Consider the following 24,697-nt stretch of genomic DNA (forward strand, 5'->3'; position numbering starts at 1 on the left):
AGGGCATGCTCGGGTCTTAGCCGATGGTCATCAGGCTGGCGTTGCCGCCGGCCGCCGCGGTGTTGACGCTCAGGGCGTGCTCGATCAGCAGGCGCTCCAGCGGGATGTCGGTCTCGCCCTTGTTCAGGCCGTGCACGCTGACGATCGCGCCCTTGCGCTGGGCCGCCTGGCGGCTGACCTCGCGCAGCTGGTCGGAGTCGCCGTGGTGCAGGATGGCGTCGAACTCGGCGTCGCCACCGGTCCAGTCGGCCACCAGGACGATGCGCTTCTGCACCTCCTTGGGCAGCTCGGCGAACAGGCTGCGCTGGCTTTCCGGCCACAGTGCGTGGCTGCCCACGGCCAGGGTCGCGGCCAGCTCGGCGAGCAGGTCGGCGCGCTCCTCGGCCAGGTTCAGCACGCGCTCGCGCGGCAGCAGGGTGTAGCTGTTGCGCTCGCCGGTGGGGCCGGCCAGCAGGTGGCTGGTGTAGCTCTGCGACAGGCCGAGGTACTGCTCGAACAGGGCCGCGATGCCCGGCTCCTGCTTGCCGGCCCAGGCGGCGAAGGCGGCGCGCGCCTTGTCCAGCTCGGTCGGCAGGGCCAGCGCCTGCACGTTGTCGCCCTTGAGGTACTGGGCCACGGCCTCCTGCGGACGGGTCGACAGCAGGCGGTACAGGTACAGCGGTCCGCCGGCCTTGGGACCGGTGCCGGACAGGCCTTCACCGCCGAACGGCTGCACGCCGACCACGGCGCCGACGATGTTGCGGTTGACGTAGAGGTTGCCGACCTTGGCGCTGTCCACCACCTGGGTGATGGTCTCGTCGATGCGCGTGTGCACGCCGAGGGTCAGGCCGTAGCCGCTGTCGTTGATCTGCTGCAGCAGGTTGTCGAGGTCGGCGCGCTGGTAGCGCACCAGGTGCAGCACCGGGCCGAAGATCTCGCGCTTCATCTCGTCGAAGCTGTCCAGCTCGATCAGGGTCGGCAGCACGAAGGTACCGCGCTTGATCTCCTCGGCGTCGGCGCGAGCGGCCTGGAAGACCTTGCGACCCTTCTCGCGCATCTTCTGGATGTGCTGCTCGATATTGGCCTTGGCCTCGGCGTCGATCACCGGGCCGATGTCGGTGTGCAGGCGTTCCGGCGAGCCGATGCGGTACTCGGCCATGGCACCCTTGAGCATTTCCACCACGCGGTCGGCCACGTCGGCCTGCACGCACAGCACGCGCAGGGCCGAGCAGCGCTGGCCGGCGCTGTCGAAGGCGGAGCTGACCACGTCGATCACCACCTGCTCGGCCAGGGCCGAGGAGTCGACGATCATGGCGTTGAGGCCGCCGGTCTCGGCGATCAGCGGGATGGTGCGGCCCTGGGCGTCCAGGCGCCCGGCGATGTTGCGCTGGAGGATGCCGGCCACTTCGGTGGAGCCGGTGAACATCACGCCGCGCACGCGCTCGTCGCCCACCAGGCGGGCGCCGACGGTCTCGCCGCGGCCCGGCAGCAGCTGCACGGCGCCGGCCGGTACGCCGGCCTCCAGCAGGATGCGCACGGCCTGGGCGGCGATCAGCGGGGTCTGCTCGGCCGGCTTGGCCAGCACGGTGTTGCCGGCGGCCAGCGCGGCGCAGACCTGGCCGGTGAAGATCGCCAGCGGGAAGTTCCACGGGCTGATGCACACCACCGGGCCCAGCGGGCGGTGGCTGTCGTTGCCGAAGCTGCGTGCCTGGGCTGCGTAGTAGCGGAGGAAGTCCACCGCCTCGCGCACCTCGGCGATGGCATTGGCGAAGGTCTTGCCCGACTCGCGTACCAGCAGGCCCATCAGCTGCTGGATCTCGCTCTCCATCAGGTCGGCGGCGCGCTCCAGCACGGCGGCGCGCTCGGCCGGCAGGGTCGACTGCCAGATCTGCCCGCTGGCCTGGGCGCAGAGGATGGCGCTCTTGACGTCGGCCTCGCTGGCCTCGTGCACATGGCCGACCAGGTCGCGGTGGTCGGCTGGGTTGCGCACCGGCTCGGCCGGGCCCGGGTTGGGCGTGTCGCAGCCGAGCATGGGGCCGGCCACGTAGCTGGTGTTGGTGGAGGTCAGCAGCGCCGAGCTGAGCGAGCCCAGGCGGTGCTCGTTGGCCAGGTCGATGCCGCTGGAGTTGGCGCGGGCGGCGCCGTACAGGTCACGCGGCAGCGGGATGCGCGGGTGCGGCAGGCCGACTGCGCCTTCCTGGGCGGCCATCTGCTCGACCTGCTCGACCGGGTCCAGCACCAGCTCCTTGAGCGAGATGCTGTGGTCGGCGATGCGGTTGACGAAGCTGGTGTTGGCGCCGTTTTCCAGCAGGCGACGCACCAGATAGGCCAGCAGCGTTTCGTGGCTGCCGACCGGGGCGTAGATGCGGCACGGACGGTTGTACTTGCCGTCCTTGACCGAGCCGACCACCTGTTCGTAGAGCGGCTCGCCCATGCCATGCAGGCACTGGAACTCGTACTGGCCCGGGTAGTAGTTCTGCCCGGCCAGCTGGTAGATGGCCGACAGCGAGTGGGCGTTGTGGGTGGCGAACTGCGGGTAGATGGCTTCCGGCACGGCCAGCAGCTTGCGCGCGCAGGCGATGTAGGAGACGTCGGTGTAGGGCTTGCGGGTGTAGACCGGGTAGCCCTCCAGGCCCTCGACCTGGGCACGCTTGATCTCGCTGTCCCAGTAGGCGCCTTTCACCAGGCGGATCATCAGGCGGTGGCGGCTGCGCTTGGCCAGGTCGATGACGTAGTCGATCACGTACGGGCAGCGCTTCTGATAGGCCTGGATGACGAAGCCGATACCGTTCCAGCCGGCCAGCTCGGGGGCGAAGCACAGGCGCTCGAGCAGGTCGAGGGAGATTTCCAGGCGGTCGGCTTCCTCGGCGTCGATGTTGATGCCGATGTCGTACTGCTTGGCCAGCTTGGTCAGGTTCAGCAGGATCGGGTACAGCTCGTCCATCACGCGGTCGTACTGGGCGCGGCTGTAGCGCGGGTGCAGGGCCGACAGCTTGATCGAGATGCCCGGGCCCTCGTAGATGCCGCGGCCGTGCGAGGCCTTGCCGATGGCGTGGATGGCCTGCTCGTAGGAGGCCAGGTAGCGCTTGGCGTCTTCCTCGGTCAGCGCGGCCTCGCCGAGCATGTCGTAGGAGTAGCGGAAGCCGCGGGCTTCCATGTTGCTGGCGTTGGCCAGGGCCTCGCCGATGGTCTCGCCGGTGACGAACTGCTCGCCCATCAGGCGCATGGCCATGTCCACGCCCTTGCGGATCACCGGCTCGCCGCTCTTGCCGATCAGGCGGTTGAGCGAGGAGGTGAGGCCGGCTTCATTATGGGTCGACACCAGCTTGCCGGTGATCAGCAGGCCCCAGCTGGCGGCGTTGACGAACATCGACGGGCTCTGGCCGAGGTGCTGGCTCCAGTTGCCGTTGGCGATCTTGTCGCGGATCAGGGCGTCACGGGTGGCCTTGTCCGGGATGCGCAGCAGCGCCTCGGCCAGGCACATCAGCGCCACGCCTTCCTGGGACGACAGCGAGAACTCCTGCAGCAGGCCCTGCACCAGGCCCTGGCGGCCACCGGCGCTCTTCTGGTTGCGCAGCTTCTCGGCGATGCCCAGGGCCATGCCGTTGGCGGCCTCGGCCAGCTCCTTGGGCAGGCGCGCCTGCTCCAGCAGCATCGGCAGCGCCTCGGTTTCCGGGCGGCGGTAGGCGGCGGTGATGGCGGCGCGCAGCACCGACTGCGGCAGGATGCTTTCGGCGAAGTCGAGGAATACCTGCAGGCCCGCCTCGTTCAGCTGCTCCACCGCCTCCTCGCCGGCTGCGGCGGCCAGGCCGGCATGCTCGGCCGGGGTCAGGCCACCCTCGACCTGCTCCAGATAGTTGAAGATCGCCTGCTTGATCAGCCAGTGCGGCGTACGGTCGAGCTGCTGGGCTGCTTTCTTGAGACGTTCGCGGGTGGCGTCGTCGAGTTTCACGCCAAGGGTGGTGGTCGCCATGGGTAAATCCTATCTGCAGTGGAGCGCGGATAACGCGTGGCCGAGAGAGTAAGCGCAGGATCGACCTGGGTGCAACTAGGTGCAACCTTATTGTTCGGGCTATGCCGACGAGTTGCACTTTATTGGGCGTGCCGAGTTGCGCCTATGTTCGGCAAACACGCGCATGTCAGCTGCAGCATAGGAGAGATTGCCGGGGCGGGTGGCGGGCGGGGATTTTCGGCGGGCAAAAAGAAAACCCCGCAGCGCTTGCGCACTGCGGGGTTTCTCTCTGGTATTTGGTTGCGGGAGCCGGATTTGAACCGACGACCTTCGGGTTATGAGCCCGACGAGCTACCAGACTGCTCCATCCCGCGGCGCCCATTCTACGCAGGAATACATCTCTGTCAATCGATTTATTGCTTTTGATCGAAAACATAAATCGTAGACGAACGAAAAAGGCCACTCGTTTGAGTGGCCTTTTCTTGAATCTGGTTGCGGGAGCCGGATTTGAACCGACGACCTTCGGGTTATGAGCCCGACGAGCTACCAGACTGCTCCATCCCGCGGCGGCCATTCTACTCAGGAGCGCTCTTGTGTCAACCTCTGTTTTGGGAAAATTGTTTTATCGTCAGATGCTTAGCGTGCCAGAGGTGTAGACTGCAGGCTCTCAGGGCATGCCCGGCGGGGCTTTCGGGACTTCCGTGCGCAAGATCATCCACATCGACTGCGACTGCTTCTACGCCGCCATCGAGATGCGCGACGACCCGCGCCTGGCCGGCAAGCCGCTGGCCGTCGGCGGCGCGGCGGATCGGCGCGGGGTGATCGCCACCTGCAACTACGAGGCGCGGGCCTGGGGCGTGCGCTCGGCCATGCCGACCGGGCAGGCGCTCAAGCTGTGTCCGGATCTGCTGGTGGTGAAGCCGCGGATGGATGCCTACAAGGCGGTGTCGCGGGAAATCCACGCGATCTTCCGCGACTACACCGAGATCATCGAGCCGCTGTCGCTGGACGAGGCCTACCTGGACGTATCCGCCACCCAGCATTTCGCCGGCAGTGCTACCCGCATCGCCCAGGACATCCGCCGGCGGGTATCCCAGGAGTTGCACATCACGGTGTCGGCCGGGGTGGCGCCGAACAAGTTCCTGGCCAAGATCGCCAGCGACTGGCGCAAGCCCAATGGGCTGTTCGTGATCACCCCGGACCAGGTCGAGGCGTTCGTCGCCGAGCTGCCGGTGGGCAAGCTGCATGGCGTGGGCAAGGTCACCGCGGACAAGCTGGGGCGCTTGGGGATTGCCACCTGCGCGGACCTGCGCGAGTGGAGCAAGCTGGCCCTGGCGCGCGAGTTCGGCAGCTTCGGCGAGCGCCTTTGGAGCCTGGCACGCGGTATCGACGAGCGCCCCGTGCAGGTGGACAGCCGGCGCCAGTCGGTGAGTGTGGAAACCACCTACGACCATGACCTGCCGGATCTGGCCGCCTGCCTGGAGCACCTGCCCGAGCTGCTGGCGCAGCTCGACACCCGCATGGCCCGGCTGGACGCCAGCTACCGGCCGGACAAGCCGTTCGTCAAGATCAAGTTCCACGACTTCAGCCAGACCACCCTGGAGCAGGCCGGTGCGCGCCGTGACCTGGACAGCTACAAGCTACTGCTGAGCGCCGCCTTCGCCCGTGGCAACAAGCCGGTGCGCCTGCTCGGCGTGGGGGTGCGTCTGCAGGATCTGCGTGGCCGGCATGAGCAGTTGGAGTTGTTCGAGGAGTAGGACATCGAACAGCCTGGCTGTGACTCCCCTCTCCCACTTGTGGGAGAGGGGGCGGGGGAGAGGGTATGTGGCCGGCCCTCTCCCTAGCCCTCTCCCGTAAACGGGAGAGGTGATGGGGGCTGGAGAGATCCATGTCGGCAGGGTGCTACGGCCCCTCTCGCTCATCTATGGAAGAGGGGGCGAGTAGCCCGGATGAAATCCGGGAAAGCAGGCAACTTCGCCCCCGGATTGCATCCGGGCTACCGCGGAAAGAGGCTGCGGAGGACTGTTCAGCCTTCTTCCGGCCACAGCCGGATCGGCTTGCCCGCCGCCGGCCACAGGCGCAGCTGGCCGATGCCGGACACGTCCCAGCGCTGCACCTGGCCCAGGGCTTCGAGGAAGCGCTGCTCCTGTTCCATCAGGGCGGGTGCGCACAGCTTGCGGGTGGCGCCAGCCTGGGCGAAGGTCAGCTTCTCGCCGTCACGCTGGTAGCTGGCGAACCAGTGGTTGCAGCCGGCGCTGCCATAGGCGCGGCCATCCTCGCCGAGGGTGATGGTGAGGTGGCTGCGGTCGATCAGCGGGCGCTCGCCGATCCATTCCACTCGATAGGTCTTGTCGCTTTCCAGCTGTACCGGGTCGCTGGCGCAACCGGCCAGGGTGGCGGCGAGCAGCGCGGGAACCAGGGCGTGTTTCATAGGCTTTGCTCCTTGCAGGCAGGGCAGAAGTGCTTGCCGCCGCGGCTGGCCCAGCCCAGTTCGGCCAGCCGTGCTTCGGCCGCCGGGGCCTGGGCCTTGGCGCCGAGGCTGGCGTCGACGGCGAACTCCAGGTCGATGCGCTTGCCGCAGCCGTCGCAGTCGACCTGCCAAGTATGGATCGCCAGTTCGCGGAAGACCGGGCCGCTGGCCACCGCCAGCCACTGGCCGGGCGGGTTGATCAGGTGGCGGACCTTCTCCACGGCCAGGCTCATGGACAGCTCGCGGCTGCCCTTGAGGGTCACCAGCAGGGTGTCGCCGGCCTGGATGGCGCCACCGTTGCCGGTGACCTGGTAGCGGCCCGGCGCCAGGGCGCGGCATTCGGTCAGGGTGTGTTGCGGGTTGAGCAGGGTGTAGCGGAAATCGTGGGTGGTCATGCAGCCTCCTGAGCTGCGCGGGATGCTATCACGCGGCAGCGGTCACCCGGTTGAGCGGCGTGCCGGCGGCCCAGGCGGCGATGTTGTCCAGGGTGGTGGTGGCGATGGCGGCCAGCGCCTCGCGGGTGAGGAAGGCCTGATGGGCGGTGACGATGACGTTGGGGAAGGTCAGCAGGCGCGCCAGTACGTCGTCCTGCAGCGGCTGGTCGGAGCGGTCCTCGAAGAACAGTTCGGCCTCTTCCTCATACACGTCGATGCCCAGGTAGCCGAGCTGGCCGCTCTTCAGCGCGCCGATCAGCGCCGGGGTGTCGACCAGCGCGCCGCGCCCGGTATTGATCAGCATGGCGCCGCGCTTCATCTGTGCCAGCCGGGCGCTGTCGATCAGGTGGCGGCTGCCCTCGTTCAGCGGGCAGTGCAGGCTGATGATGTCGCTTGCCGCGATCAGGTGGTTGAGGGTGACCTGGTGGCCGCCGAAGCTCGCCAGTTCAGGCACCGGATAGGGGTCGTAGACCAGCACCCGGCAGCCGAAGCCGGCCATGATGCCGGCGAAGGCCTGGCCGATCTTGCCGGCGCCTATCACGCCCACCGTCTTGCCGTGCAGGTCGAAGCCGGTCAGCCCGTGCAGCGAGAAATCGCCCTCGCGGGTGCGGTTGAAGGCGCGGTGGATGCGCCGGTTCAGCGCCAGGATCAGCGCCACCGCGTGCTCGGCCACTGCATGCGGCGAATAGGCCGGCACCCGCGCCACGGCCAGCCCCAGGCGCTCGGCGGCCACCAGGTCGACATGGTTGTAGCCGGCCGAGCGCAGAGCGATCAGGCGCGTGCCGCCGGCGGCCAGGCGCTCCAGCACCGGCGCGGACAGGTCGTCGTTGATGAAGGCGCAGACCACCGCGCAGCCTTCGGCCAGGGCGGCGGTGTCGGCGCGCAGCAGGCAGTCCTGGAATTCCAGCTGCCAGTCGGTGGGCAGTGTGTGGGCGCGGAAGCTCTCGCGGTCGTAGGGCTTGCTGCTGAACAGCACGATGCGCATGGAGTCGCTCCTTCAGGCGCCGACGGCGGCCTGCTCGGCCAGGCGGGTGATAGCCATGTCCAGTTCGTCGAGGGCGGTCTGGGCCGCCGGGTCGTCCTGCTTGAGCAGGGTCTCGCTGCGCTGGCAGGCAGCGCGCAGTTGCGGCACCCCGCAGTAGCGGGTGGCGCCGTGCAGGCGGTGCACCCGCTCGATCAGCGCGCCGCGCTCGCCGGTCTCGCGGGCCTGGCGGATGGCCTGGCGGTCGGCGGGCAGGCCGGCCAGCAGCATGCTCAGCATGTCGGCGGCCAGGTCGGCCTTGCCGGCGGCCAGGCGCAGGCCCTCCTCGGGGTCGAGCACGCGCAGCGCGGCCGTCGACGGCGGCGCCTCGGGGGCGCTCGGCGCGGCGTGGTTGCGCAGGGCCAGGCCGGTCCACTTGAGCACCACCTGGGCCAGCTGGCGTTCGTTGATCGGCTTGGTCAGGTAGTCGTCCATGCCGCCCTGCAGCAGGGCGCGCTTCTCGTTGGCCAGGGCGTGGGCGGTGAGGGCGACGATGGGCAACGGGCTGCGCTCGCGCTCCTGCTCCCACTGACGGATCGCCTCGGTGGCCTGGCGCCCGTCCATGCCGGGCATCTGCACGTCCATGAACACCAGGTCGAAGGGCTGCTGCTGCACTGCCTCGATGGCGGCGTAGCCGCTGTCCACGGCGGTGACCTCGGCGCCCATGTCGCCGAGCAGGGTGCGCACCAGCAGCAGGTTGGCCGGGTTGTCGTCGACGCACAGCAGGCGCGGCGCGCGGCTGGTCAGCGGGGCCGGCGTCTCGGCCTTGGGCTGGCGCGGGTGGATCAGGTCGATCAGGGCGCGCAGCAGCTTGCGCGTGCAGGCCGGCTTGGCCTGTACCTGGATTTCCGGCTGCGCCTCCAGGTAGCGCGCCTGCTCGGTGGTGGGGCAGAGCACCAGAGCCTTGCAGCCGAGCCGCTCGAGGTCCCAGATGCGCTGGCCGAGCTGCTCGGGCGGGAGTTGCTGCAGGCACACGCCGAGCACCGCCAGCTCGATCGGCCGGCCGTCCTGGCGCTGGCGCGCCACCTGTTCCAGCAGCGCGTCCAGGCTGGTGCAGTCCTGCACCTGCAGTCCGCAGTCCTCCAGCTGGTGCTGCAGGGCCTGGCGGGTCAGTTCGTGGCTCTCCAGCAGGGCCACGCGACGGCCCTCGAGCGGCACGCGCGGCAGGTCGTCACCGTCGTCGCGGGCCTTGGGCAGGGTCAGGCTGATCCAGAATTCCGAGCCGCTGCCGGGGTTGCTGTCGACGCCGATCTCGCCGCCCATCTGCTCGATCAGGCGCTTGGAGATGACCAGGCCGAGGCCGGTGCCGCCGGCCTGGCGGGAGAGCGAGTTGTCGGCCTGGCTGAAGGCCTGGAACAGCGCGCGCAGGTCGTCGTCGGACAGGCCGACGCCGGTGTCCTGCACGCTGATGCGCAGCTGGGCACGCTCGTCGTTCTCGTCCTCGACCATGGCGCGCACGGCGATGCTGCCCTCGCGGGTGAACTTGATGGCGTTGCTCACCAGGTTGGTCAGCACCTGCTTCAGGCGCAGCGGGTCGCCCTGCAGGGCCAGCGGGGTGTCGCGGTAGATCAGGCTGACCAGCTCCAGGCGCTTGTCGTGGGCGGCGGGGGCGAGGATGGTCAGGCAGTCCTGGATCAGGTCGCGCAGGTTGAACGGAATGCTTTCCAGCACCAGCTTGCCGGCCTCGATCTTGGAGAAGTCGAGGACCTCGTTGATGATCCCCAGCAGGCTCTCGGCGGACTTCTCGATGGTGCCCAGGTAGTCCTGCTGGCGCGGCGTCAGCTCGCTTTTCTGCAGCAGGCCGGTGAAGCCGAGGATGCCGTTGAGCGGGGTGCGGATCTCGTGGCTCATGTTGGCCAGGAACTCGGACTTGATGCGGCTGGCCTCCAGGGCCTCCTTGCGCGCCAGGTCCAGCTCGATGTTCTGGATCTCGATGGTTTCCAGGTTCTGCCGCACGTCCTCGGTGGCCTGGTCGATGCTGTGCTGCAGCTCCTCCTGGGCGTTCTGCAGCGATTCGGCCATGCGGTTGATGCCGGCCGCCAGTTCGTCCATCTCGTGGCTGCCCAGGGGTGGCAGGCGGGTCTCCAGATGGCCTTCCTTGAGCTGGTTGACGCCCTGCTGGATGTGGCGCAGGGGGTCGTTGATGGTGCGGCTCATGCGCAGGGCGAGCAGGGCGGTGACGGAGAGGCCGGCGATAATCAGCAACAGGCTGGCGAACAGGCTGCGATAGCCCTGCAGCAGGGTGCGATGGTGCGACAGCTCCAGCTCGACCCAGCCCAGCAGGCGGTCGGCGCTGTCCGGTTCGCTGGGGCCGGCCAGGCTCTGGTGGCGGCCGAACACCGGCAGCAGGAAGCGCGTGGCATCCTGGCTGGTGCGGGTGGCCAGCGGCTCGACGGTGAGCTGCGGCGGCTCGTTGAGCATGCTCGGCCCGGCCTGGGCCAGGCTGCGCCGCTCGGTGGAGAGGAAGCCGACGGCGCGCACGTCCTGCTGGTTCAGGGTCTCCTCGGCCAGGCGCTTGAGCTGGGCGCTGTCCTCGCGGGCCAGGGCTGGTGCGGCCAGCGGTGCCAGGTGCTGCACCACCAGCTCGCCGCGCACCAGCAGCTGGCTGCGCAGGTCGGCCAGCTGCATCCAGGTGAAATAGCCGCCCAGCAGCAACGCCAGCAGGCTGGTGGGGAGCAGGGTGAGCAGCAGCACGCGGCCCTTGATGCCGAGGTCCTTGAACACGGGGTTCTCCAGCGATCCGATGTTCCGCGAGTTTAGCGGCTGGGCCGGTGGGCGGACAGCGTGGCGATATGGCCGGCGGCGGTTTGCCGCTATCATGGGGCACCTGTTTCACGAACGGATGGCCGCTTCGCATGACCCTGCAGTTCCCCACCATCGCCGACTGCATCGGCAACACCCCGCTGGTTCGCCTGCAGCGTCTGCCCGGCAGCGAGCGCAATCACCTGCTGGTGAAGCTGGAAGGCAATAATCCGGCCGGCTCGGTGAAGGATCGCCCGGCCATGTCGATGATCACTCGCGCCGAGCTGCGCGGCGACATCCAGCCCGGCGATGTGCTGATCGAAGCCACCAGCGGCAACACCGGCATCGCCCTGGCGATGGCGGCGGCGATCAAGGGTTACAAGATGATCCTGATCATGCCCGGCAACTCCACCGAGGAGCGCAAGGCGGCGATGAGCGCCTACGGCGCCGAGCTGATCTTGGTGGACAACATGGAGGTGGCGCGCGACCTCGCCCTGGCCATGCAGGCCGAGGGCAAGGGCAAGGTGCTCGACCAGTTCGCCAACGGCGACAACCCCGAGGCGCACTACCGCAGTACCGGTCCGGAGATCTGGCGCCAGACCCAGGGCGCCATCACCCACTTCATCAGCTCGATGGGCACCACCGGCACCATCATGGGCACCTCGCGCTACCTCAAGGAGCAGAACCCGGCCGTGGAGATCATCGGCCTGCAGCCGCAGGACGGCTCAGCCATCCCCGGCATCCGCCGCTGGCCGCAGGCGTACCTGCCGAGCATCTTCGATGCCAGCCGGGTCGACCGCGTCCTGGACATCTCCCAGGCCGAGGCCGAGGACATGATGCGCCGTCTGGCGCGCGAGGAAGGGATCTTCTGCGGCGTGTCGTCCGGTGGTGCGGTGGCGGCCATGCTCAAGCTGGCGCGCGAGACCGAGAATGCGGTGATGGTGGCGATCATCTGCGACCGCGGCGACCGCTACCTGTCGTCCGGCCTGTTCAACCACTGACCATGAGCAAGCACAGATCGCTGCGCTTCCAGCCCGCCGGCGGCGAGCGCAAGGCCCAGGTGCCGGTCGGCAAGAAGCAGAAGCTGACCATCGAGCGTCTGGCCAACGACGGTCGCGGCATCGCCTTCGTCGAGGGGCGCAGCTGGTTCGTCGCCGGTGCGCTGGCTGGCGAGGAGGTCGAGGCACGCGTGCTGGCCGCCCGCGCCCAGGTGGTGGAGGCGCGCAGCGAGCGCGTGCTGACCCCTTCTTCGCTGCGCCGCGAGCCGGCCTGCGCGCATGCCGGCCGCTGCGGTGGCTGCACCCTGCAGCACCTGCCGCATGCCGAGCAGCTTGCCCTGAAACAGCGCAGCCTGGCCGAACAGATGCAGCGCCAGGCCGGCGTCGAACCGGATGAGTGGGCGGCGCCGCTGACCGGCCCCGAGTTGGGCTACCGGCGCCGCGCGCGCATCGCCGTGCGCTGGGACGTCAAGGGCAAGCGCCTGGAGGTCGGCTTCCGTGCCGCGGCCAGCCAGGACATCGTCGCCATCGACGACTGCCCGGTGCTGGTACAGCCCTTGCAGCCGATCCTGCGCGCCCTGCCGGCGCTGTTGCGGGCGCTGGACAAGCCCCAGACACTCGGCCACGTCGAGCTGTTCCACGGCACCCAGGCGGCCCTGCTGCTGCGCCATACGGCGCCGCTGGGCGAGGCCGATCTGCAGCACCTGCGCGCCTTCTGTGCCGAGCACCAGGCGCAGCTGTGGCTGCACGGCGCCGGCGAGCCCGAGCCCGATGTGCCGGAGCAGCGCCTGGGCTATCGCCTGGAGCCCTGGAACCTGGAGCTGCAGTACCGCCCGGGCGATTTCGTGCAGGTCAATGGTGCGGTCAATCAGGCCATGGTCGAACAGGCGCTAGACTGGTTGGCGCCGCAGACTGGCGAGCGGGTGCTGGACCTGTTCTGCGGCCTGGGCAACTTCGCCCTGCCGCTGGCGCAGCGGGTCGGCGAAGTGGTGGCGGTGGAAGGCGTGCAGGCCATGGTGGCGCGGGCGCGGGAAAATGCCGCGGCCAACGGCCTGGGCAATCTGCACTTTTTCCAGGCCGACCTGTCGAAGCCGCTGGCCGGCGCCCCCTGGGCCGCCCGCGGCTTCGCCGCGATACTGCTCGACCCGCCGCGTGACGGCGCGTTCGAGGTGGTCAAGGAGATTCACCGGCTGGGCGCGCGGCGCCTGGTCTATGTGTCCTGCAACCCGGCGACCCTGGCGCGCGATGCCGCCGAGCTGGTCCGGCAGGGCTACCGGCTGAAGCGGGCCGGGATTCTCGACATGTTCCCGCAGACGGCACATGTGGAGGCGATGGCGTTATTCGAGAGGGGCTAGGAAGCCCTTGTAATCCGACTGGCCCAGAGAAGGTCAGAGCTAATCCGGCGGGGCTTAACTCGCCGTAGGGAAGGCAGAAGATGGTACAGGTCAGAGCACACCAGCCGATCAACCTCGACGGCAGCATCAACCTCGAGGCCTGGCTGGACCATACGCTGAGCGTCGACCCGGCGCTCGACCGCGAGGCCCTCAAGGCGGCCTGCGAGTTCGCCCGCGAGGTCGAGCAGCAGGCCAATGCCGCGCAGAACCTGTGGGCGGAGGGCAACTCCAGCTTCCAGACCGGCCTGGAGATCGCCGAGATCCTCGCCGACCTCAAGCTTGACCAGGACAGCCTGGTGGCCGCGGTGATCTACCGCGCCGTGCGCGAGGGCAAGACCACGCTCAAGGCGGTGCAGGAGAAGTTCGGCTCGGTGGTGGCCAAGCTGATCGAGGGTGTGCTGCGCATGGCGGCGATCAGCGCCTCGCTGAATCCGCGCGACTCCCTGGTGCTCGGTTCCCAGGCCCAGGTGGAGAACCTGCGCAAGATGCTGGTGGCCATGGTCGACGACGTGCGCGTGGCGCTGATCAAGCTGGCCGAGCGCACCTGTGCGATCCGCGCGGTCAAGCATGCCGACGACGAGAAGCGCCACCGCGTGGCACGCGAGGTCTTCGACATCTACGCGCCGCTGGCCCATCGCCTGGGCATCGGCCATATCAAGTGGGAGCTGGAGGACCTGTCCTTCCGCTACCTGGAGCCGGAGCAGTACAAGCAGATCGCCAAGCTGCTGCACGAGCGCCGCCTCGACCGCGAGCAGTACATCGCCGACGTGATGAACCAGCTGCGCACCGAGCTCACCGCCACCGGGATCAAGGCCGACATCAGCGGCCGCGCCAAGCACATCTATTCGATCTGGCGGAAGATGCAGCGCAAGGGCCTGCAGTTCAGCCAGATCTACGACGTGCGCGCGGTGCGCGTGCTGGTACCGGAGGTGCGCGACTGCTACACCGCCCTCGGCATCGTGCACAGCCTGTGGCGGCACATTCCCAAGGAATTCGACGACTACATCGCCAACCCCAAGGAGAACGGCTACCGCTCCCTGCACACCGCGGTGATCGGCCCGGACGGCAAGGTGCTGGAGGTGCAGATCCGCACCCAGGCCATGCACGAGGAGGCCGAGCTGGGCGTGTGCGCCCACTGGAAGTACAAGGGCACCGACGCCAAGGGCGGCTCCGACCACTACGAGGAGAAGATGGCCTGGCTGCGCCAGGTGCTGGAGTGGCATGAGGAGCTGGGCGACATCGGCGGCCTGGCCGAGCAACTCAAGGTCGACATCGAGCCGGACCGGGTCTACGTGTTCACCCCGGACGGCCACGCCATCGACCTGCCCAAGGGCGCCACGCCGCTGGACTTCGCCTACCGCGTGCACACCCAGATCGGCCACAACTGCCGCGGCGCCAAGATCAACGGGCGCATCGTGCCCCTGACCTACAGCCTGCACACCGGCGAGCAGGTCGAGATCATCACCAGCAAGAACGGTGCGCCGAGCCGCGACTGGCTCAACCCCAACCTGGGCTACATCACCACCAGCCGGGCGCGGGCGAAGATCGTCCACTGGTTCAAGCTGCAGGACCGCGAGCAGAACGTCGCCGCCGGCAAGGCCATGCTCGAGCGCGACCTGGCGCGCCTGGCGCTGGCGGCGGTGGACTTCGCCAAGCTGGCGGAGAAGTGCAACCTGAAGACGGTCGAGGACATGTACGCGGCCCTCGGCGCCGGCGACCTGCGCCTGGCCCATGCGGTCAACCTGGCCCAGCAGCAGGTCGAGCCGGAGCGCGGCAACGAGCAGCTCGAGCTGATCCCGCGGCGCGCCAGTGCGCCGCGCCCGGGCAAGCGCGGCGATATCCAGATCCAGGGCGTCGGCAACCTGCTGACGCAGATGGCCGGCTGCTGCCAGCCGCTGCCGGGCGACCCGATCGTCGGCTACATCACCGTCGGTCGCGGGGTCTCGATCCACCGCCAGGACTGCGCCTCGGTGCTGCAGCTGGCCGGGCGCGAGCCGGAGCGGATCATCCAGGTCAGCTGGGGGCCGGTGCCGGTGCAGACCTACCCGGTGGACATCGTGATCAAGGCCTACGACCGTTCCGGCCTGCTGCGCGACGTGACCCAGGTGCTGCTCAACGAGCGCATCAACGTGCTGGCGGTGAACACCCGCTCGAACAAGGAGGACAACACCGCCTCCATGCTGCTGACCATCGAGATTCCCGGGCTGGATGCCTTGTCGCGCCTGCTCGCGCGCATCTCCCAGTTGCCCAACATCATCGAGGCGCGGCGCAATCGCTCCGGCACCTAACGGGCGCTCCCCGCTGCGGCGGGGCGCCCTCGACCCCACGGAAGCCCCATGTACCAGCTCGACGACCTGCTGCACCTGATGGCCCGCCTGCGCGACCCGCGGCACGGCTGCCCCTGGGACCTCAAGCAGAGCTACGCAACCATAGTCCCCTACACCCTGGAGGAAGCCTACGAGGTGGCCGACGCCATCGAGCGCGGCGACTTCGACCATCTGCCCGGCGAGCTGGGCGACCTGCTGTTCCAGGTCGTCTACTACAGCCAGTTGGCCAGGGAAGAGGGGCGCTTCGAGTTCGCCCAGGTGGTCGACGGCATCACCCGCAAGCTGATCCGTCGCCACCCGCACGTGTTCCCTGACGGCGACCTGTATGGCGCGCCGGATGCGGCGAAGCTGGAGGAGGCGGCGGTCAAGCAGCGCTGGGAGGAACTCAAGGCCGAGGAGCGCGCCGAGAAGGCCGCGGCGCCCGAACAGCTGTCGCTGCTCGACGATGTGCCCACGGCGCTGCCGGCGCTGTCGCGTGCCGCCAAGCTGCAGAAGCGCGCGGCCCAGGTCGGCTTCGACTGGCCCGAGGCGTTGCCGGTGGTGGACAAGGTGCGCGAGGAACTCGACGAAGTGCTGGAGGCCATGAGCGAGAACGATGCCGGGGCCATCGCCGAGGAGATCGGCGACCTGCTGTTCGTCGTCACCAACCTGGCGCGGCACCTCAAGGTCGACCCGGAAGCTGCCCTGCGCGCGGCCAACGGCAAGTTCGAGCGGCGCTTCCGCCATATCGAACAGGCATTGCGCGAGGCCGGTCGGCCCATCGAGAATTGCAGCCTGGATGAACTGGATGCCCTGTGGGGCGAAGCCAAGAAACTGGAAAAACTGCAGCCTGGCTGCTGAGTGATGAGAACCCCATGAGCCTTTCCCTCCGCGACCAGCTGCTGAAAGCCGGCCTGGTCAATGAAAAGCAGGCCAAGCAGGCCGGCAAGCAGAAACAGAAGCAGCAGCGCCTGGAGAAGAAGAACCAGGTCGAGGTCGATGATTCGCAGAAGCAGGCCGCCCTGCAGGCCATGGCCGAGAAGGCCGCGCGCGACCAGGAACTGAACCGCCAGCAGCAGGAGAAGGCCCAGCAGAAGGCCATCGCCGCGCAGATCAAGCAGCTGATCGAGACCAGCCGCCTGCCCAAGATCAATGGCGAGGACTACTACAACTTCGTCGACGACAAGAAGGTCAAGCGCATCGCGGTGAACAACCTGATGCGCGACAAGCTCAGCCGCGGCTCGCTGGCCATCGTCCGCCATGGCGGCGCCTACGAGGTGATCCCGCGCGAGGCGGCGCTGAAGATCCAGGAGCGCGACGCCCAGCGCATCGTCCTGCTCAACGTGCAGAGCGAAGGGCCGGACGAGGACGACCCGTACGCCGCCTACCAGATCCCCGATGATCTGATGTGGTAAGGCCGCAGCCGGGCCGCTGCCCGGCTGGCGCCATCAGCAGGGCCGGTTGCCGAGCAGTACGCGGCCGAAGCTGGCGCCCGGGTCGAGCGGGGTGATGGCCAGCAGCTGGTCCAGGCGCAGCCGCTGCTCGCCGGCCTCGCTCTGTACCACGAAGAATTCTTCCTTGCTCGGCTCGGTGCGGGTGGTCAGGGCCTGGGCCTGCAGCTCGCCGCCATCGACCAGCTCGATGCGCAGGCGGTAGCGGTGCATGCAGGCGATTTCCAGGTAGTCGTAGAGGTCGCAGGCCAGGGGGCGGTAGGCATCGCTCATCGCGTGTTCCTCCATGTCGAAGGTTCAGCCTAGACCGATTGGCGGGCACAAAAAAGCCGGGCATGGCCCGGCTTTCCCGAGTGGCTCCGCCCTATTCGCGCAGGCCCTCGACGGTGCGGCCGTCGACCTGGCCGTCCTTGAGCATGATCTGGTATTCCTTACCGTCCTTTTCCACCTGGTGCAGGCGTACCAGCAGGTAGTTCCAGTCCTTGGCGAACCAGAGCACGGTCTTGCGGCTGCTCTGGGTCGGGTCGCGCACGCGCTCGACCTTGATCGCGTCGATCAGCCCGGCCTTGGTGCGCACGCGCTCCTCGCCGAGCACGCGAAAGTCGTAGGTCTCGATCTCGTCGCCATCGATCACCTGGTAGCTCATGCTCTGCTTGCCGGCGGCGACATCGTGCTGCAGCACCAGTTGGTAGGTCGACTTGTCCATCAGGCCGCGGTTGAGCGGGAAGCGCACCGGCTCGCCACGGTCGTTGCCCAGCACCTGCTTCTCGGTCCAGTCGAAGTCCAGCTCGATCTGCTTGGCCTTGCCCAGGCCGCTGCGGTCGAAGCGGTAGGTCAGCGGCAGGAAGGCGTCGCTTTCCATGCGCAGGGTGCTGGTCTCGCTGAGGCTGGCGACCAGCATGGAGGCCTCGAAGTTGAGTTCCCAGCGGCCGTTGTCCAGGGCCTTGAGGCTGCGCCCGGCGGTGCCGCTGATCGGCACCTGCTTCCAGTCGGCGGTGTAGCTGGCGGAGAAGGGCTTGAGCTCCAGGGCCTGCACCGGCAGGGCCAGGAGGGCGAGCAGCATCAGCAGAATGCGGGACATGGAATCTCCTATGTGCGGATCAGGTGTCCGGTGGCCGGCAGGTCCTTGCCGTCCAGTTGTGCGCCGGTCTTACCCAGCTTCAGGCGGCCCTCGGCGAACCAGCGCATGGCCAGGGGATAGATGTTGTGCTCCTGGCTGTGCACGCGCTGGGCCAGGCTCTCCGGCGTGTCGCCAGACTCTACCGGCACCACGGCTTGTACGACCAGTGGTCCGCCATCGAGTTCCTCGGTGACGAAGTGCACGCTGCAGCCATGCTCGCGGTCGCCAGCCTCCAGCGCGCGCTGGTGGGTGTGCAGGCCCTTGTGCTTGGGCAGCAGCGAGGGGTGGATGTTCAGCAGGCGGCCCTCGTAGTGGCGCACGAAGTCGCCAGTGAGGATGCGCATGAAGCCGGCCAGCACCACCAGCTGCGGGTCGAAGCCGTCGATGGCCTCGACCAGTGCGGCATCGAAGGCCTCACGGCCGTCGAACTGCTTGTGGTCCAGCACCCGGGTTTGGATGCCGGCGTTCTGCGCGCGGACCAGGCCATAGGCATCGGCGCGGTTGGAGATCACCGCGGCGATGCGCGCCGGGTTGCCGTCATTGGCGATGCTGTCGATCAGGGCCTGCAGGTTGCTGCCGGACCCGGAGATCAGCACCACGACATTGCAGTCGGCCATCAGTGGGCTTTCAGGTTGTTCAGCACGACCTGCTCGGCGCCTTCGGCGGCCTGGGCGATCTGGCCGATCACCCACGGGGCTTCGCCGGAGGCGCGCAGGCTGGCCAGGGTGGCCTCGACCTGGTCCTGGGCCACGCAGATGACCATGCCGACACCGCAGTTGAGGACGCGGTGCATCTCGTGCTCGTCGACGTTGCCCTTTTCCTGCAGCCAGTCGAACACCGCCGGGCGGGTCCAGCTGGCCACGTCGATCATCGCCTGGGCGCCCTGCGGCAGCACGCGCGGGATGTTGTCGAGCAGGCCGCCGCCGGTGATGTGGGCCATGGCCTTCACCGCGCCGGTTTCTTTGATCAGCTTGAGCAGCGGCTTGACGTAGATGCGGGTCGGCGCCATCAGCAGGTCGGCCAGCTTCTTGCCACCCAGCTCGGTGGCTTCGATGTCGGTGCCGGACACTTCGAGGATCTTGCGGATCAGCGAGTAGCCGTTGGAGTGCGGGCCGGAAGAGGGCAGGGCGATCAGGGCGTCGCCGGTGACCACTTTCGAGCCGTCGATGATCTCGCTCTTCTCCACCACGCCGACGCAGAAACCGGCCAGGTCGTAGTCTTCGCCTTCGTACATGCCCGGCATCTCGGCGGTTTCACCGCCGACCAGGGAGCAACCGGCCAGTTCGCAACCGGCGCCGATGCCGGTGACCACGGTGGCGGCCACGTCGACATTCAGCTTGCCGGTGGCGTAGTAGTCGAGGAAGAACAGCGGCTCGGCGCCGCACACCACCAGGTCGTTGACGCACATGGCGACCAGGTCCTGGCCGATGCTGTCGTGTTTGTTCAGGTTCAGCGCCAGGCGTAGCTTGGTGCCGACGCCGTCGGTGCCGGACACCAGCACCGGCTGCTTGTAGCCGGCCGGGATTTCGCAGAGGGCGCCGAAACCACCCAGGCCACCCATGACCTCCGGACGTGCGGTGCGCTTGGCCACGCCTTTGATGCGCTCGACCAGGGCTTCGCCGGCGTCGATGTCGACACCTGCATCCTTGTAGCTGATGGAGGGTTGCTTGCTCATGGGTTCGGGCCTTTAGAAAGGGAGAATGCTCGGGGCGACCGGCGCATGCAGGGGCCGGTCCGCGAAGGCGCGCGATTTTATCAGGCTTGCCCGCCAGCGGCCACCGGGCGCGACGGTTGCCGGGGGACAGGCGGCTGTTTAAGGTATAGCCCTTCGTGTGCCGCCCGGGCACATCCTCCCCAACCGAGACCCTATCGATGCGCCTGTCCGCCCGCCTGTTTGCACTTTGCCTCTCGCTGCTCAGCCTCCCGGCCCTGGCCGAGACGGTCAGCGGCCTCTACCAGGTGCGCGAGCCGGTCACCAGCCAGCAACCGGAGGAGCGCACGGCCGCCCTCAATCGCGCCCTGGAAACCCTGGTGCTGCGCCTGACCGGCGACGCCAAGGCGGTGCAGAGCCCGGCCTTGGAAGGCGTGCGTCAGGACCCGCAACAGCTGGTTAGCCAGTACGTCTACGAAGGCGAGACCCTGGTGGTGGACTTTGACCCGCTGACCACCGAGAACAAGCTGCGCCAGGCCGGCCTGGCGCTGTGGGGCGCCAATCGCCCGGTCATTCTGGCCTGGTGGCTGAACAGCGGCGCCGAAGGTGCCAGCCTGATCGGCGATGGTCAGGAAGTCGCCGCACCGCTGCAACAGGCCGCCCAGCATCGCGGTCTGCCGCTGCGCCTGCCGCTGGCCGATCTGCAGGAGCAACTGGTGGCGACTCCGGAAAACCTCGGCGCCAGCCAGCCGGACGCGCTGCAGCCGGCCTCCGAGCGCTACGGCGCCGATGCCCTGCTGGCCGTGCAGGCCCGTGAGGAGGGCGGTCAGTGGCAGGCCGAGTGGCGCCTGTGGCTGGGCGACGCCCGCGAGCAGGGCAAGGCCCAGGGCGCCGATCAGAAGGCGCTGGCCGATGCCGTGCTGCTGGCCGTGAGCCAGCGCCTGGCGCCGCGCTTCCTGGTCAAGCCCGGTGCCGCCAGCGCCCTGACCCTGGAAATCCAGGGCGCCAACCTGGCGCGCTATGCCGAGCTGGAGCGCCTGCTCGAACCCTTCGCCGCCCGCCTGCTGCGCGCCAAGGGCGATCTGCTGGTGTGGCAGGTCAATGCCAGTGCTGAACAGCTGCGTGCCCAGCTGGGCCTGGCCGGCCTGCAGGAAGTACCGGCCGATGCCGTGCCGCTGGACGCCAGCGCCAATCCGCAGGCGGCGCCCGCACCAGCCCCGGCCAACCTGATGCGTTTCCGCTGGTAAGCTCGGCTACCGGCGGCGTCCCCCATCCATAGCGACGGAGTGCCTGAGATGACCGATTCGCGCCGCTGGTTGTGGCTGGCCGGCCTGTTCCTGTGTGGTTGGCTGATCTACCTGCTGACCCCCATCCTCTCGCCTTTCCTGGTGGCCATGCTGCTGGCCTACATGGGCGATCCGATGGTGGATCGCCTGGAGCGACGCGGGCTTTCGCGGACCTGGGGCGTGGTCATCGTCTTCGCTCTGTTCAGCCTGCTGCTGCTGGTCATGCTGCTGGTGCTGATCCCCATGCTCGGTCGCCAGCTGGTGCGCCTCTACGAGCTGCTGCCGCAGGGCCTGGACTGGGCACAGCACCAGGCCCTGCCCTGGCTACAGGCGCAGCTGGGGCTGGCGGAGGGCTTCTGGCGCTTCGACCAGCTCAAGCAGGCGCTGTCCGGGCATCTGGGCAAGACCACCGACATCGTCAGCGGCCTGCTGGCCCAGGCCACCGCCTCCGGCCTGGCGCTGCTCGGTTGGCTGGGCAACCTGCTGCTGATTCCGGTGGTGGCCTTCTACCTGCTGCGCGACTGGGACCTGATGCTGGCCAAGCTGCGCAACCTGCTGCCGCGGGCGCGCGAAAGCCTGGTGGTGAAGCTGGTCGGCGAGTGCCACGAGGTGCTCGGCGCCTTCATGCGCGGCCAGTTGCTGGTGATGCTGGCGCTGGCCGGCATCTATTCGGTTGGCCTGATGGTGGTGGGGCTGGAGCTGGGCCTGCTGATCGGCGTGCTCGCCGGCCTGGCCAGCATCGTGCCCTACATGGGCTTCATCGTCGGCTTCGGTGCCGCCGTGGTGGCTGCGCTGTTCCAGTACAGCGGCTTTGAGCTGTACCCGCTGATCGGCATTGCCGTGGTCTTCGGCATCGGTCAGTTGCTCGAAGGCATGTTGCTGACGCCCATGCTGGTCGGTGACCGTATCGGCCTGCACCCGGTGGCGGTGATCTTCGCCATCCTCGCCGGCGGCCAGCTATTCGGCTTCACCGGTGTGCTGCTGGCCCTGCCGGTGGCTGCGGTGATCATGGTTTTGCTGCGCCATGCGCATGATTTCTATAAACTTTCCGACCTTTACGGAGAGTCTTCCGGCGACTCGCAAGAGCCGCCGCCGCCTGCATGAAACCCATCCAGCTGCCCCTTGGCGTGCGCCTGCGCGACGACGCCACTTTCGCCAACTACTACCCCGGTGCCAACGCGGCGGCCCTCGGCTACGTCGAGCGGCTGTGCGAGGCCGATGCCGGCTGGACCGAGAGCCTGATCTATCTCTGGGGCGGTGAAGGCGTGGGGCGCAGCCACCTGCTGCAGGCGGCCTGCCTGCGCTTCGAGCAGCGTGGCGAGGCCGCGGTCTATCTGCCGCTGGGCGAGGTGGCGGATTACGGCCCCGAGCTGCTCGATGGCCTGGACCAGTCCGAGCTGGTCTGCCTCGACGATCTGGAGGCCGTGGCCGGCCGCGCGGACTGGGAAGAGGCGCTGTTCCACCTGTTCAACCGCCTGCGCGACTCCGGCCGGCGCCTGCTGCTGGCGGCCAGCGTGTCGCCGCGCGAGCTGTCGGTGCAGCTGCCCGACCTGCAGTCGCGCCTGACCCTGGCGCTGGTGTTCCAGCTGCACGCGCTGTCCGACGAGGACAAGCTGCGCGCCCTGCAGCTGCGCGCCTCGCGCCGCGGCCTGCACCTGACCGACGAAGTGGGGCGCTTCATCCTCACCCGTGGCGAGCGCAGCATGAGCGCACTGTTCGAGCTGCTCGAACGCCTCGATCAGGCCTCGCTGCAGGCCCAGCGCAAGCTGACCATTCCCTTCCTCAAGGAAACCCTGGGCTGGTAGTCAGTCTTTCAGCTGCTCGATGAAATCGCGGATGGCCATAGCGCATGCCTGTGGCCGGCTCTGCAGTAAGAAGTGAGGGCCTTCGATGCCTTCCCGACGCAGGTTGCTACAGCCACTGGCAAGGCTGGCGGCTGCGGCATTGTTCACCAGATGGTCGTAGGTGGGCCACAGGTGCAGGGCGGGAATCACGACCTTCTGCTCCGGGCTGCTCAACTCGGCCAGGCTCCTCAGGCGCGCCTTGATCAATGCGCTGGGCATGTCGCGGATTTCCGTCTGCAGCATTTGCAGAACTGCCGGCTGCGCATCGCCGATGCAGAGCAATCGCAGCAGCCGGGAATGGCTCAACAGCATCTTTGGCGTTGGCAGACGGCTCGCCAGCACTGCCAGCGGGTGTGGCGATTGCAGGAAGCTGGCCGCGAAGATTAGTCCCTTCAGGCCCTTCGGACTCTGCAGTGCCAAACGATAGGCCAATGGGCCGGAGAAAGACTCGCCGAGTAGCACGAAGGGATTATCGATCGGCAGTTGCTCTGCCACGGCATTGGCCAGGCTGGTGTAGTCCTGCGGCCCCTGCCCCGGCAGTTCAATGATCTGTAGGGGTATCTCCTGCAGTTGCGCCAGCAAGGGAGCAAATAGTTTGCTGCTGCCGTTGAGGCCCGGCAGCAACACCAGGCGCATCAGCTTTCACCCGCCAGCTTGCGATCGTGCTGGAACTTCCAGCGCACGTAGAGCAGGGCGCTGCAGAACAGGCCGAGGCTGATCACCGTCTCCAGCGCGCCGAACAGGGCGCGGGCCGGGTCGATGGCGGCCAGTACGCCCTGGATGAAGTAGATGTTCACCACGAAGCAGGCCCAGGCGTGGGCGCGGGCGTTGCCCAGCAGCAGGCCGGGGGCGAGCAGCAGCAGCGGCAGCAGCTGAATGCTCAGCACAACCCAGATGCGCGCGCCGTGCAGGTCGGCGAAGGCCAGGTTCCACACCAGCAGCAGTGCCAGGAGGGCGAAGAAGCTGAACAGGGCCAGGGCGCGACTCAGTTTCAGGCGCGGGGCCAGCCATTCCAGACTGGGCAGGGGCTTGGGCGTTTTAGCCACGGCGGATCTCCAGTTGCTGCGCGGTGCTCGCCAGGCGCTGGCCGAGGGCGCGGCACAGGGCGATTTCGTGGTCGTCGAGCTTGCGTTTGCCGTCGGCGCCGGCATGGTGGCTGGGGCCGTAGGGGGTGCCGCCGCCGCGAGTCTCCAGTAGGGCGCCTTCGCTGTAGGGCAGGCCGGTGATCAGCATGCCGTGGTGCAGCAGCGGCAGCATCATCGACAGCAGGGTGCTTTCCTGGCCGCCGTGCAGGCTGGAGGTGGAAGTGAACACCCCGGCCGGCTTGCCGACCAGTTCGCCGGTCAGCCACAGGCTACTGGTGCCGTCGAGGAAGTACTTGAGCGGCGCGGCCATGTTGCCGAAGCGGGTCGGGCTGCCCAGGGCCAGGCCGGCACAGTGGCGCAGGTCATCCAGCTCGGCGTAGAGCGCGCCTTCTTCGGGAATGCTCGGGGCAACTGCCTCGCACTCGCTGGATACCGCCGGCACGCTGCGCAGGCGCGCTTCCAGGCCGGCCATCTCCACGCCACGGGCGATCTGCCGGGCCATCTCGGCGGTGGCGCCATGGCGGCTGTAATACAGCACCAGGATATAGGGCGTGCTCATGCCAGCAGCTCCAGGATCTTCTCCGGTGGCCGACCGATCACGGCGCGCTCGCCGGCGACCAGGATGGGGCGCTCGATCAGCTTGGGATGGGCGACCATGGCGGCGATCAGCTGCTCGTCGCTGAGGCCGGTGTCGGCCAGGTTGAGCGCTTTGTACTCGTCCTCGCCGGTGCGCAGCAGGGCACGCGGGGCGATGCCGAGCTTGTCCAGCAGGGCGCGCAGTTGATCGGCGCTGGGCGGGGTATCCAGGTAGCGCACGACGGTCAGCGCCAGGCCGCGGGCTTCGAGCAGCTCCAGCGCGCCGCGGGACTTGGAACAGCGCGGATTGTGGTAGAGGGTCAGATCGGTCATGGCGGGTGCCCATCGGCGAATGAGGGCGCTATTCTAGCCGCGTCGAGCACGAAAC

At 68.2% G+C, this 24,697-nt stretch carries 22 protein-coding genes and 2 tRNA genes; 9 read left to right on the forward strand and 15 right to left on the reverse strand.

Features of this window, described 5'->3' with window-relative positions:
* Positions 1–16: 16 nt before the first annotated feature.
* The 3 genes from putA to AAG092_RS16560 form a co-directional block, all read right to left on the reverse strand.
* Positions 17–3,952 carry a trifunctional transcriptional regulator/proline dehydrogenase/L-glutamate gamma-semialdehyde dehydrogenase gene (putA, locus tag AAG092_RS16550; RefSeq protein ID WP_373387523.1) on the reverse strand — a complete coding sequence of 1,312 codons (3,936 nt, stop codon included), beginning with the start codon at positions 3,950–3,952 and terminating at the stop codon, positions 17–19.
* A gap of 276 nt (positions 3,953–4,228) precedes the next feature.
* Positions 4,229–4,305, reverse strand: a tRNA-Met gene (locus AAG092_RS16555).
* A 115-nt stretch (positions 4,306–4,420) separates the two neighbouring features.
* A tRNA-Met gene (locus AAG092_RS16560) sits at positions 4,421–4,497 on the reverse strand.
* Between the two features lie 135 nt (positions 4,498–4,632).
* Between AAG092_RS16560 and dinB the strand changes: the two genes are divergently transcribed.
* Positions 4,633–5,688 carry a DNA polymerase IV gene (gene dinB, locus AAG092_RS16565; protein WP_373387525.1) on the forward strand — a complete coding sequence of 352 codons (1,056 nt, stop codon included), beginning with the start codon at positions 4,633–4,635 and terminating at the stop codon, positions 5,686–5,688.
* 269 nt (positions 5,689–5,957) lie between these two features.
* Here the strand turns inward: dinB and AAG092_RS16570 are convergent, their stop codons facing one another.
* From AAG092_RS16570 to AAG092_RS16585, 4 genes are read right to left on the reverse strand one after another with little or no spacing between them, the layout of a single operon-like run.
* Positions 5,958–6,362, reverse strand: coding sequence for an META domain-containing protein (locus tag AAG092_RS16570; RefSeq protein ID WP_373387526.1), 405 nt, complete (start codon positions 6,360–6,362; stop codon positions 5,958–5,960).
* On the reverse strand, positions 6,359–6,796 hold the full coding sequence (locus AAG092_RS16575; protein ID WP_373387527.1) for a hypothetical protein: 438 nt from the start codon (positions 6,794–6,796) through the stop codon (positions 6,359–6,361). The genes AAG092_RS16570 and AAG092_RS16575 overlap by 4 nt, the downstream gene beginning before the upstream one ends.
* A gap of 28 nt (positions 6,797–6,824) precedes the next feature.
* Positions 6,825–7,820, reverse strand: coding sequence for a 2-hydroxyacid dehydrogenase (locus AAG092_RS16580; RefSeq protein WP_110681634.1), 996 nt, complete (start codon positions 7,818–7,820; stop codon positions 6,825–6,827).
* Positions 7,821–7,832: 12 nt separating this feature from the next.
* Positions 7,833–10,580, reverse strand: a complete 2,748-nt coding sequence (locus tag AAG092_RS16585; RefSeq protein ID WP_373387529.1) for a response regulator — start codon at positions 10,578–10,580, stop codon at positions 7,833–7,835.
* 131 nt (positions 10,581–10,711) lie between these two features.
* On the opposite strand from AAG092_RS16585, the gene cysM reads away from it, so the two are divergent.
* From cysM to AAG092_RS16610, 5 genes are all read left to right on the forward strand, one after another.
* Positions 10,712–11,599, forward strand: a complete 888-nt coding sequence (gene cysM / locus AAG092_RS16590) for a cysteine synthase CysM (RefSeq protein ID WP_373387530.1) — start codon at positions 10,712–10,714, stop codon at positions 11,597–11,599.
* A gap of 2 nt (positions 11,600–11,601) precedes the next feature.
* A complete protein-coding gene (gene rlmD, locus AAG092_RS16595) occupies positions 11,602–12,951 on the forward strand; it encodes a 23S rRNA (uracil(1939)-C(5))-methyltransferase RlmD (RefSeq protein WP_373387531.1) in 1,350 nt (449 codons plus the stop codon).
* Positions 12,952–13,031: 80 nt separating this feature from the next.
* Positions 13,032–15,278, forward strand: coding sequence for a GTP diphosphokinase (gene relA / locus AAG092_RS16600; RefSeq protein ID WP_373387532.1), 2,247 nt, complete (start codon positions 13,032–13,034; stop codon positions 15,276–15,278).
* Positions 15,279–15,326: 48 nt separating this feature from the next.
* Positions 15,327–16,157 carry a nucleoside triphosphate pyrophosphohydrolase gene (mazG, locus tag AAG092_RS16605; RefSeq protein WP_373387533.1) on the forward strand — a complete coding sequence of 277 codons (831 nt, stop codon included), beginning with the start codon at positions 15,327–15,329 and terminating at the stop codon, positions 16,155–16,157.
* 14 nt (positions 16,158–16,171) lie between these two features.
* Positions 16,172–16,711, forward strand: a complete 540-nt coding sequence (locus tag AAG092_RS16610; RefSeq protein WP_373387535.1) for a DUF2058 domain-containing protein — start codon at positions 16,172–16,174, stop codon at positions 16,709–16,711.
* A 33-nt stretch (positions 16,712–16,744) separates the two neighbouring features.
* Here the strand turns inward: AAG092_RS16610 and AAG092_RS16615 are convergent, their stop codons facing one another.
* From AAG092_RS16615 to purM, 4 genes are all read right to left on the reverse strand, one after another.
* A complete protein-coding gene (locus tag AAG092_RS16615; RefSeq protein WP_373387536.1) occupies positions 16,745–17,020 on the reverse strand; it encodes a Rho-binding antiterminator in 276 nt (91 codons plus the stop codon).
* Between the two features lie 91 nt (positions 17,021–17,111).
* Positions 17,112–17,828, reverse strand: coding sequence for a DUF3108 domain-containing protein (locus AAG092_RS16620; protein WP_373387537.1), 717 nt, complete (start codon positions 17,826–17,828; stop codon positions 17,112–17,114).
* Positions 17,829–17,836: 8 nt separating this feature from the next.
* Positions 17,837–18,484 carry a phosphoribosylglycinamide formyltransferase gene (gene purN, locus AAG092_RS16625; RefSeq protein WP_373387538.1) on the reverse strand — a complete coding sequence of 216 codons (648 nt, stop codon included), beginning with the start codon at positions 18,482–18,484 and terminating at the stop codon, positions 17,837–17,839.
* Entirely contained in the window at positions 18,484–19,542 is a 1,059-nt protein-coding gene (purM, locus tag AAG092_RS16630; protein ID WP_373387539.1) for a phosphoribosylformylglycinamidine cyclo-ligase, read from the reverse strand. Before purM ends, purN begins: the two co-directional genes overlap by 1 nt.
* A gap of 197 nt (positions 19,543–19,739) precedes the next feature.
* Here purM and AAG092_RS16635 point away from each other — a divergent pair, with 197 nt between their 5' ends.
* The 3 genes from AAG092_RS16635 to hda are packed head-to-tail and all read left to right on the forward strand — an operon-like array spanning position 19,740 to position 22,609.
* Positions 19,740–20,765, forward strand: coding sequence for a DUF2066 domain-containing protein (locus AAG092_RS16635; protein WP_373387540.1), 1,026 nt, complete (start codon positions 19,740–19,742; stop codon positions 20,763–20,765).
* Positions 20,766–20,813: 48 nt separating this feature from the next.
* The gene (locus AAG092_RS16640; RefSeq protein ID WP_373387541.1) at positions 20,814–21,908 is read left to right on the forward strand and encodes an AI-2E family transporter; all 1,095 of its coding nucleotides are present in this window, start codon (positions 20,814–20,816) and stop codon (positions 21,906–21,908) included.
* Entirely contained in the window at positions 21,905–22,609 is a 705-nt protein-coding gene (gene hda, locus AAG092_RS16645; RefSeq protein WP_373387542.1) for a DnaA regulatory inactivator Hda, read from the forward strand. The genes AAG092_RS16640 and hda overlap by 4 nt, the downstream gene beginning before the upstream one ends.
* On the opposite strand, the gene AAG092_RS16650 is transcribed toward hda, so the two are convergent.
* Genes AAG092_RS16650 through arsC form a run of 4 tightly spaced genes read right to left on the reverse strand, consistent with a single transcriptional unit; the run spans position 22,610 to position 24,642 of the window.
* Positions 22,610–23,284: an alpha/beta fold hydrolase gene (locus tag AAG092_RS16650; protein ID WP_373387544.1), complete on the reverse strand. Its 675-nt coding sequence runs from the start codon at positions 23,282–23,284 to the stop codon at positions 22,610–22,612.
* Positions 23,284–23,694 carry a DUF2069 domain-containing protein gene (locus AAG092_RS16655; protein ID WP_373387545.1) on the reverse strand — a complete coding sequence of 137 codons (411 nt, stop codon included), beginning with the start codon at positions 23,692–23,694 and terminating at the stop codon, positions 23,284–23,286. The genes AAG092_RS16650 and AAG092_RS16655 overlap by 1 nt, the downstream gene beginning before the upstream one ends.
* Positions 23,687–24,292 (reverse strand): NAD(P)H:quinone oxidoreductase, encoded by a 606-nt coding sequence (gene wrbA, locus AAG092_RS16660; protein ID WP_373387546.1) that lies wholly within the window; start codon positions 24,290–24,292, stop codon positions 23,687–23,689. The genes AAG092_RS16655 and wrbA overlap by 8 nt, the downstream gene beginning before the upstream one ends.
* The gene (gene arsC, locus AAG092_RS16665; RefSeq protein ID WP_373387547.1) at positions 24,289–24,642 is read right to left on the reverse strand and encodes an arsenate reductase (glutaredoxin); all 354 of its coding nucleotides are present in this window, start codon (positions 24,640–24,642) and stop codon (positions 24,289–24,291) included. Before arsC ends, wrbA begins: the two co-directional genes overlap by 4 nt.
* Positions 24,643–24,697 lie beyond the last annotated feature (55 nt).

The organism is Pseudomonas alcaligenes, assembly GCF_041729615.1.
GTDB classification, from domain to species: Bacteria; Pseudomonadota; Gammaproteobacteria; order Pseudomonadales; family Pseudomonadaceae; genus Aquipseudomonas; species Aquipseudomonas alcaligenes_B.

Bases quoted from the DNA above. Each gene is read 5' to 3' on its own strand.
- putA (WP_373387523.1), bottom strand. From the start codon at position 3,952: ATGGCGACCACCACCCTTGGCGTGAAACTCGACGACGCCACCCGCGAA.
- AAG092_RS16570 (WP_373387526.1), bottom strand. From the start codon at position 6,362: ATGAAACACGCCCTGGTTCCCGCGCTGCTCGCCGCCACCCTGGCCGGT.
- AAG092_RS16575 (WP_373387527.1), bottom strand. From the start codon at position 6,796: ATGACCACCCACGATTTCCGCTACACCCTGCTCAACCCGCAACACACC.
- AAG092_RS16580 (WP_110681634.1), bottom strand. From the start codon at position 7,820: ATGCGCATCGTGCTGTTCAGCAGCAAGCCCTACGACCGCGAGAGCTTC.
- cysM (WP_373387530.1), top strand. From the start codon at position 10,712: ATGACCCTGCAGTTCCCCACCATCGCCGACTGCATCGGCAACACCCCG.
- rlmD (WP_373387531.1), top strand. From the start codon at position 11,602: ATGAGCAAGCACAGATCGCTGCGCTTCCAGCCCGCCGGCGGCGAGCGC.
- relA (WP_373387532.1), top strand. From the start codon at position 13,032: ATGGTACAGGTCAGAGCACACCAGCCGATCAACCTCGACGGCAGCATC.
- mazG (WP_373387533.1), top strand. From the start codon at position 15,327: ATGTACCAGCTCGACGACCTGCTGCACCTGATGGCCCGCCTGCGCGAC.
- AAG092_RS16610 (WP_373387535.1), top strand. From the start codon at position 16,172: ATGAGCCTTTCCCTCCGCGACCAGCTGCTGAAAGCCGGCCTGGTCAAT.
- AAG092_RS16615 (WP_373387536.1), bottom strand. From the start codon at position 17,020: ATGAGCGATGCCTACCGCCCCCTGGCCTGCGACCTCTACGACTACCTG.
- AAG092_RS16620 (WP_373387537.1), bottom strand. From the start codon at position 17,828: ATGTCCCGCATTCTGCTGATGCTGCTCGCCCTCCTGGCCCTGCCGGTG.
- purN (WP_373387538.1), bottom strand. From the start codon at position 18,484: ATGGCCGACTGCAATGTCGTGGTGCTGATCTCCGGGTCCGGCAGCAAC.
- purM (WP_373387539.1), bottom strand. From the start codon at position 19,542: ATGAGCAAGCAACCCTCCATCAGCTACAAGGATGCAGGTGTCGACATC.
- AAG092_RS16635 (WP_373387540.1), top strand. From the start codon at position 19,740: ATGCGCCTGTCCGCCCGCCTGTTTGCACTTTGCCTCTCGCTGCTCAGC.
- AAG092_RS16640 (WP_373387541.1), top strand. From the start codon at position 20,814: ATGACCGATTCGCGCCGCTGGTTGTGGCTGGCCGGCCTGTTCCTGTGT.
- hda (WP_373387542.1), top strand. From the start codon at position 21,905: ATGAAACCCATCCAGCTGCCCCTTGGCGTGCGCCTGCGCGACGACGCC.
- AAG092_RS16650 (WP_373387544.1), bottom strand. From the start codon at position 23,284: ATGCGCCTGGTGTTGCTGCCGGGCCTCAACGGCAGCAGCAAACTATTT.
- wrbA (WP_373387546.1), bottom strand. From the start codon at position 24,292: ATGAGCACGCCCTATATCCTGGTGCTGTATTACAGCCGCCATGGCGCC.
- arsC (WP_373387547.1), bottom strand. From the start codon at position 24,642: ATGACCGATCTGACCCTCTACCACAATCCGCGCTGTTCCAAGTCCCGC.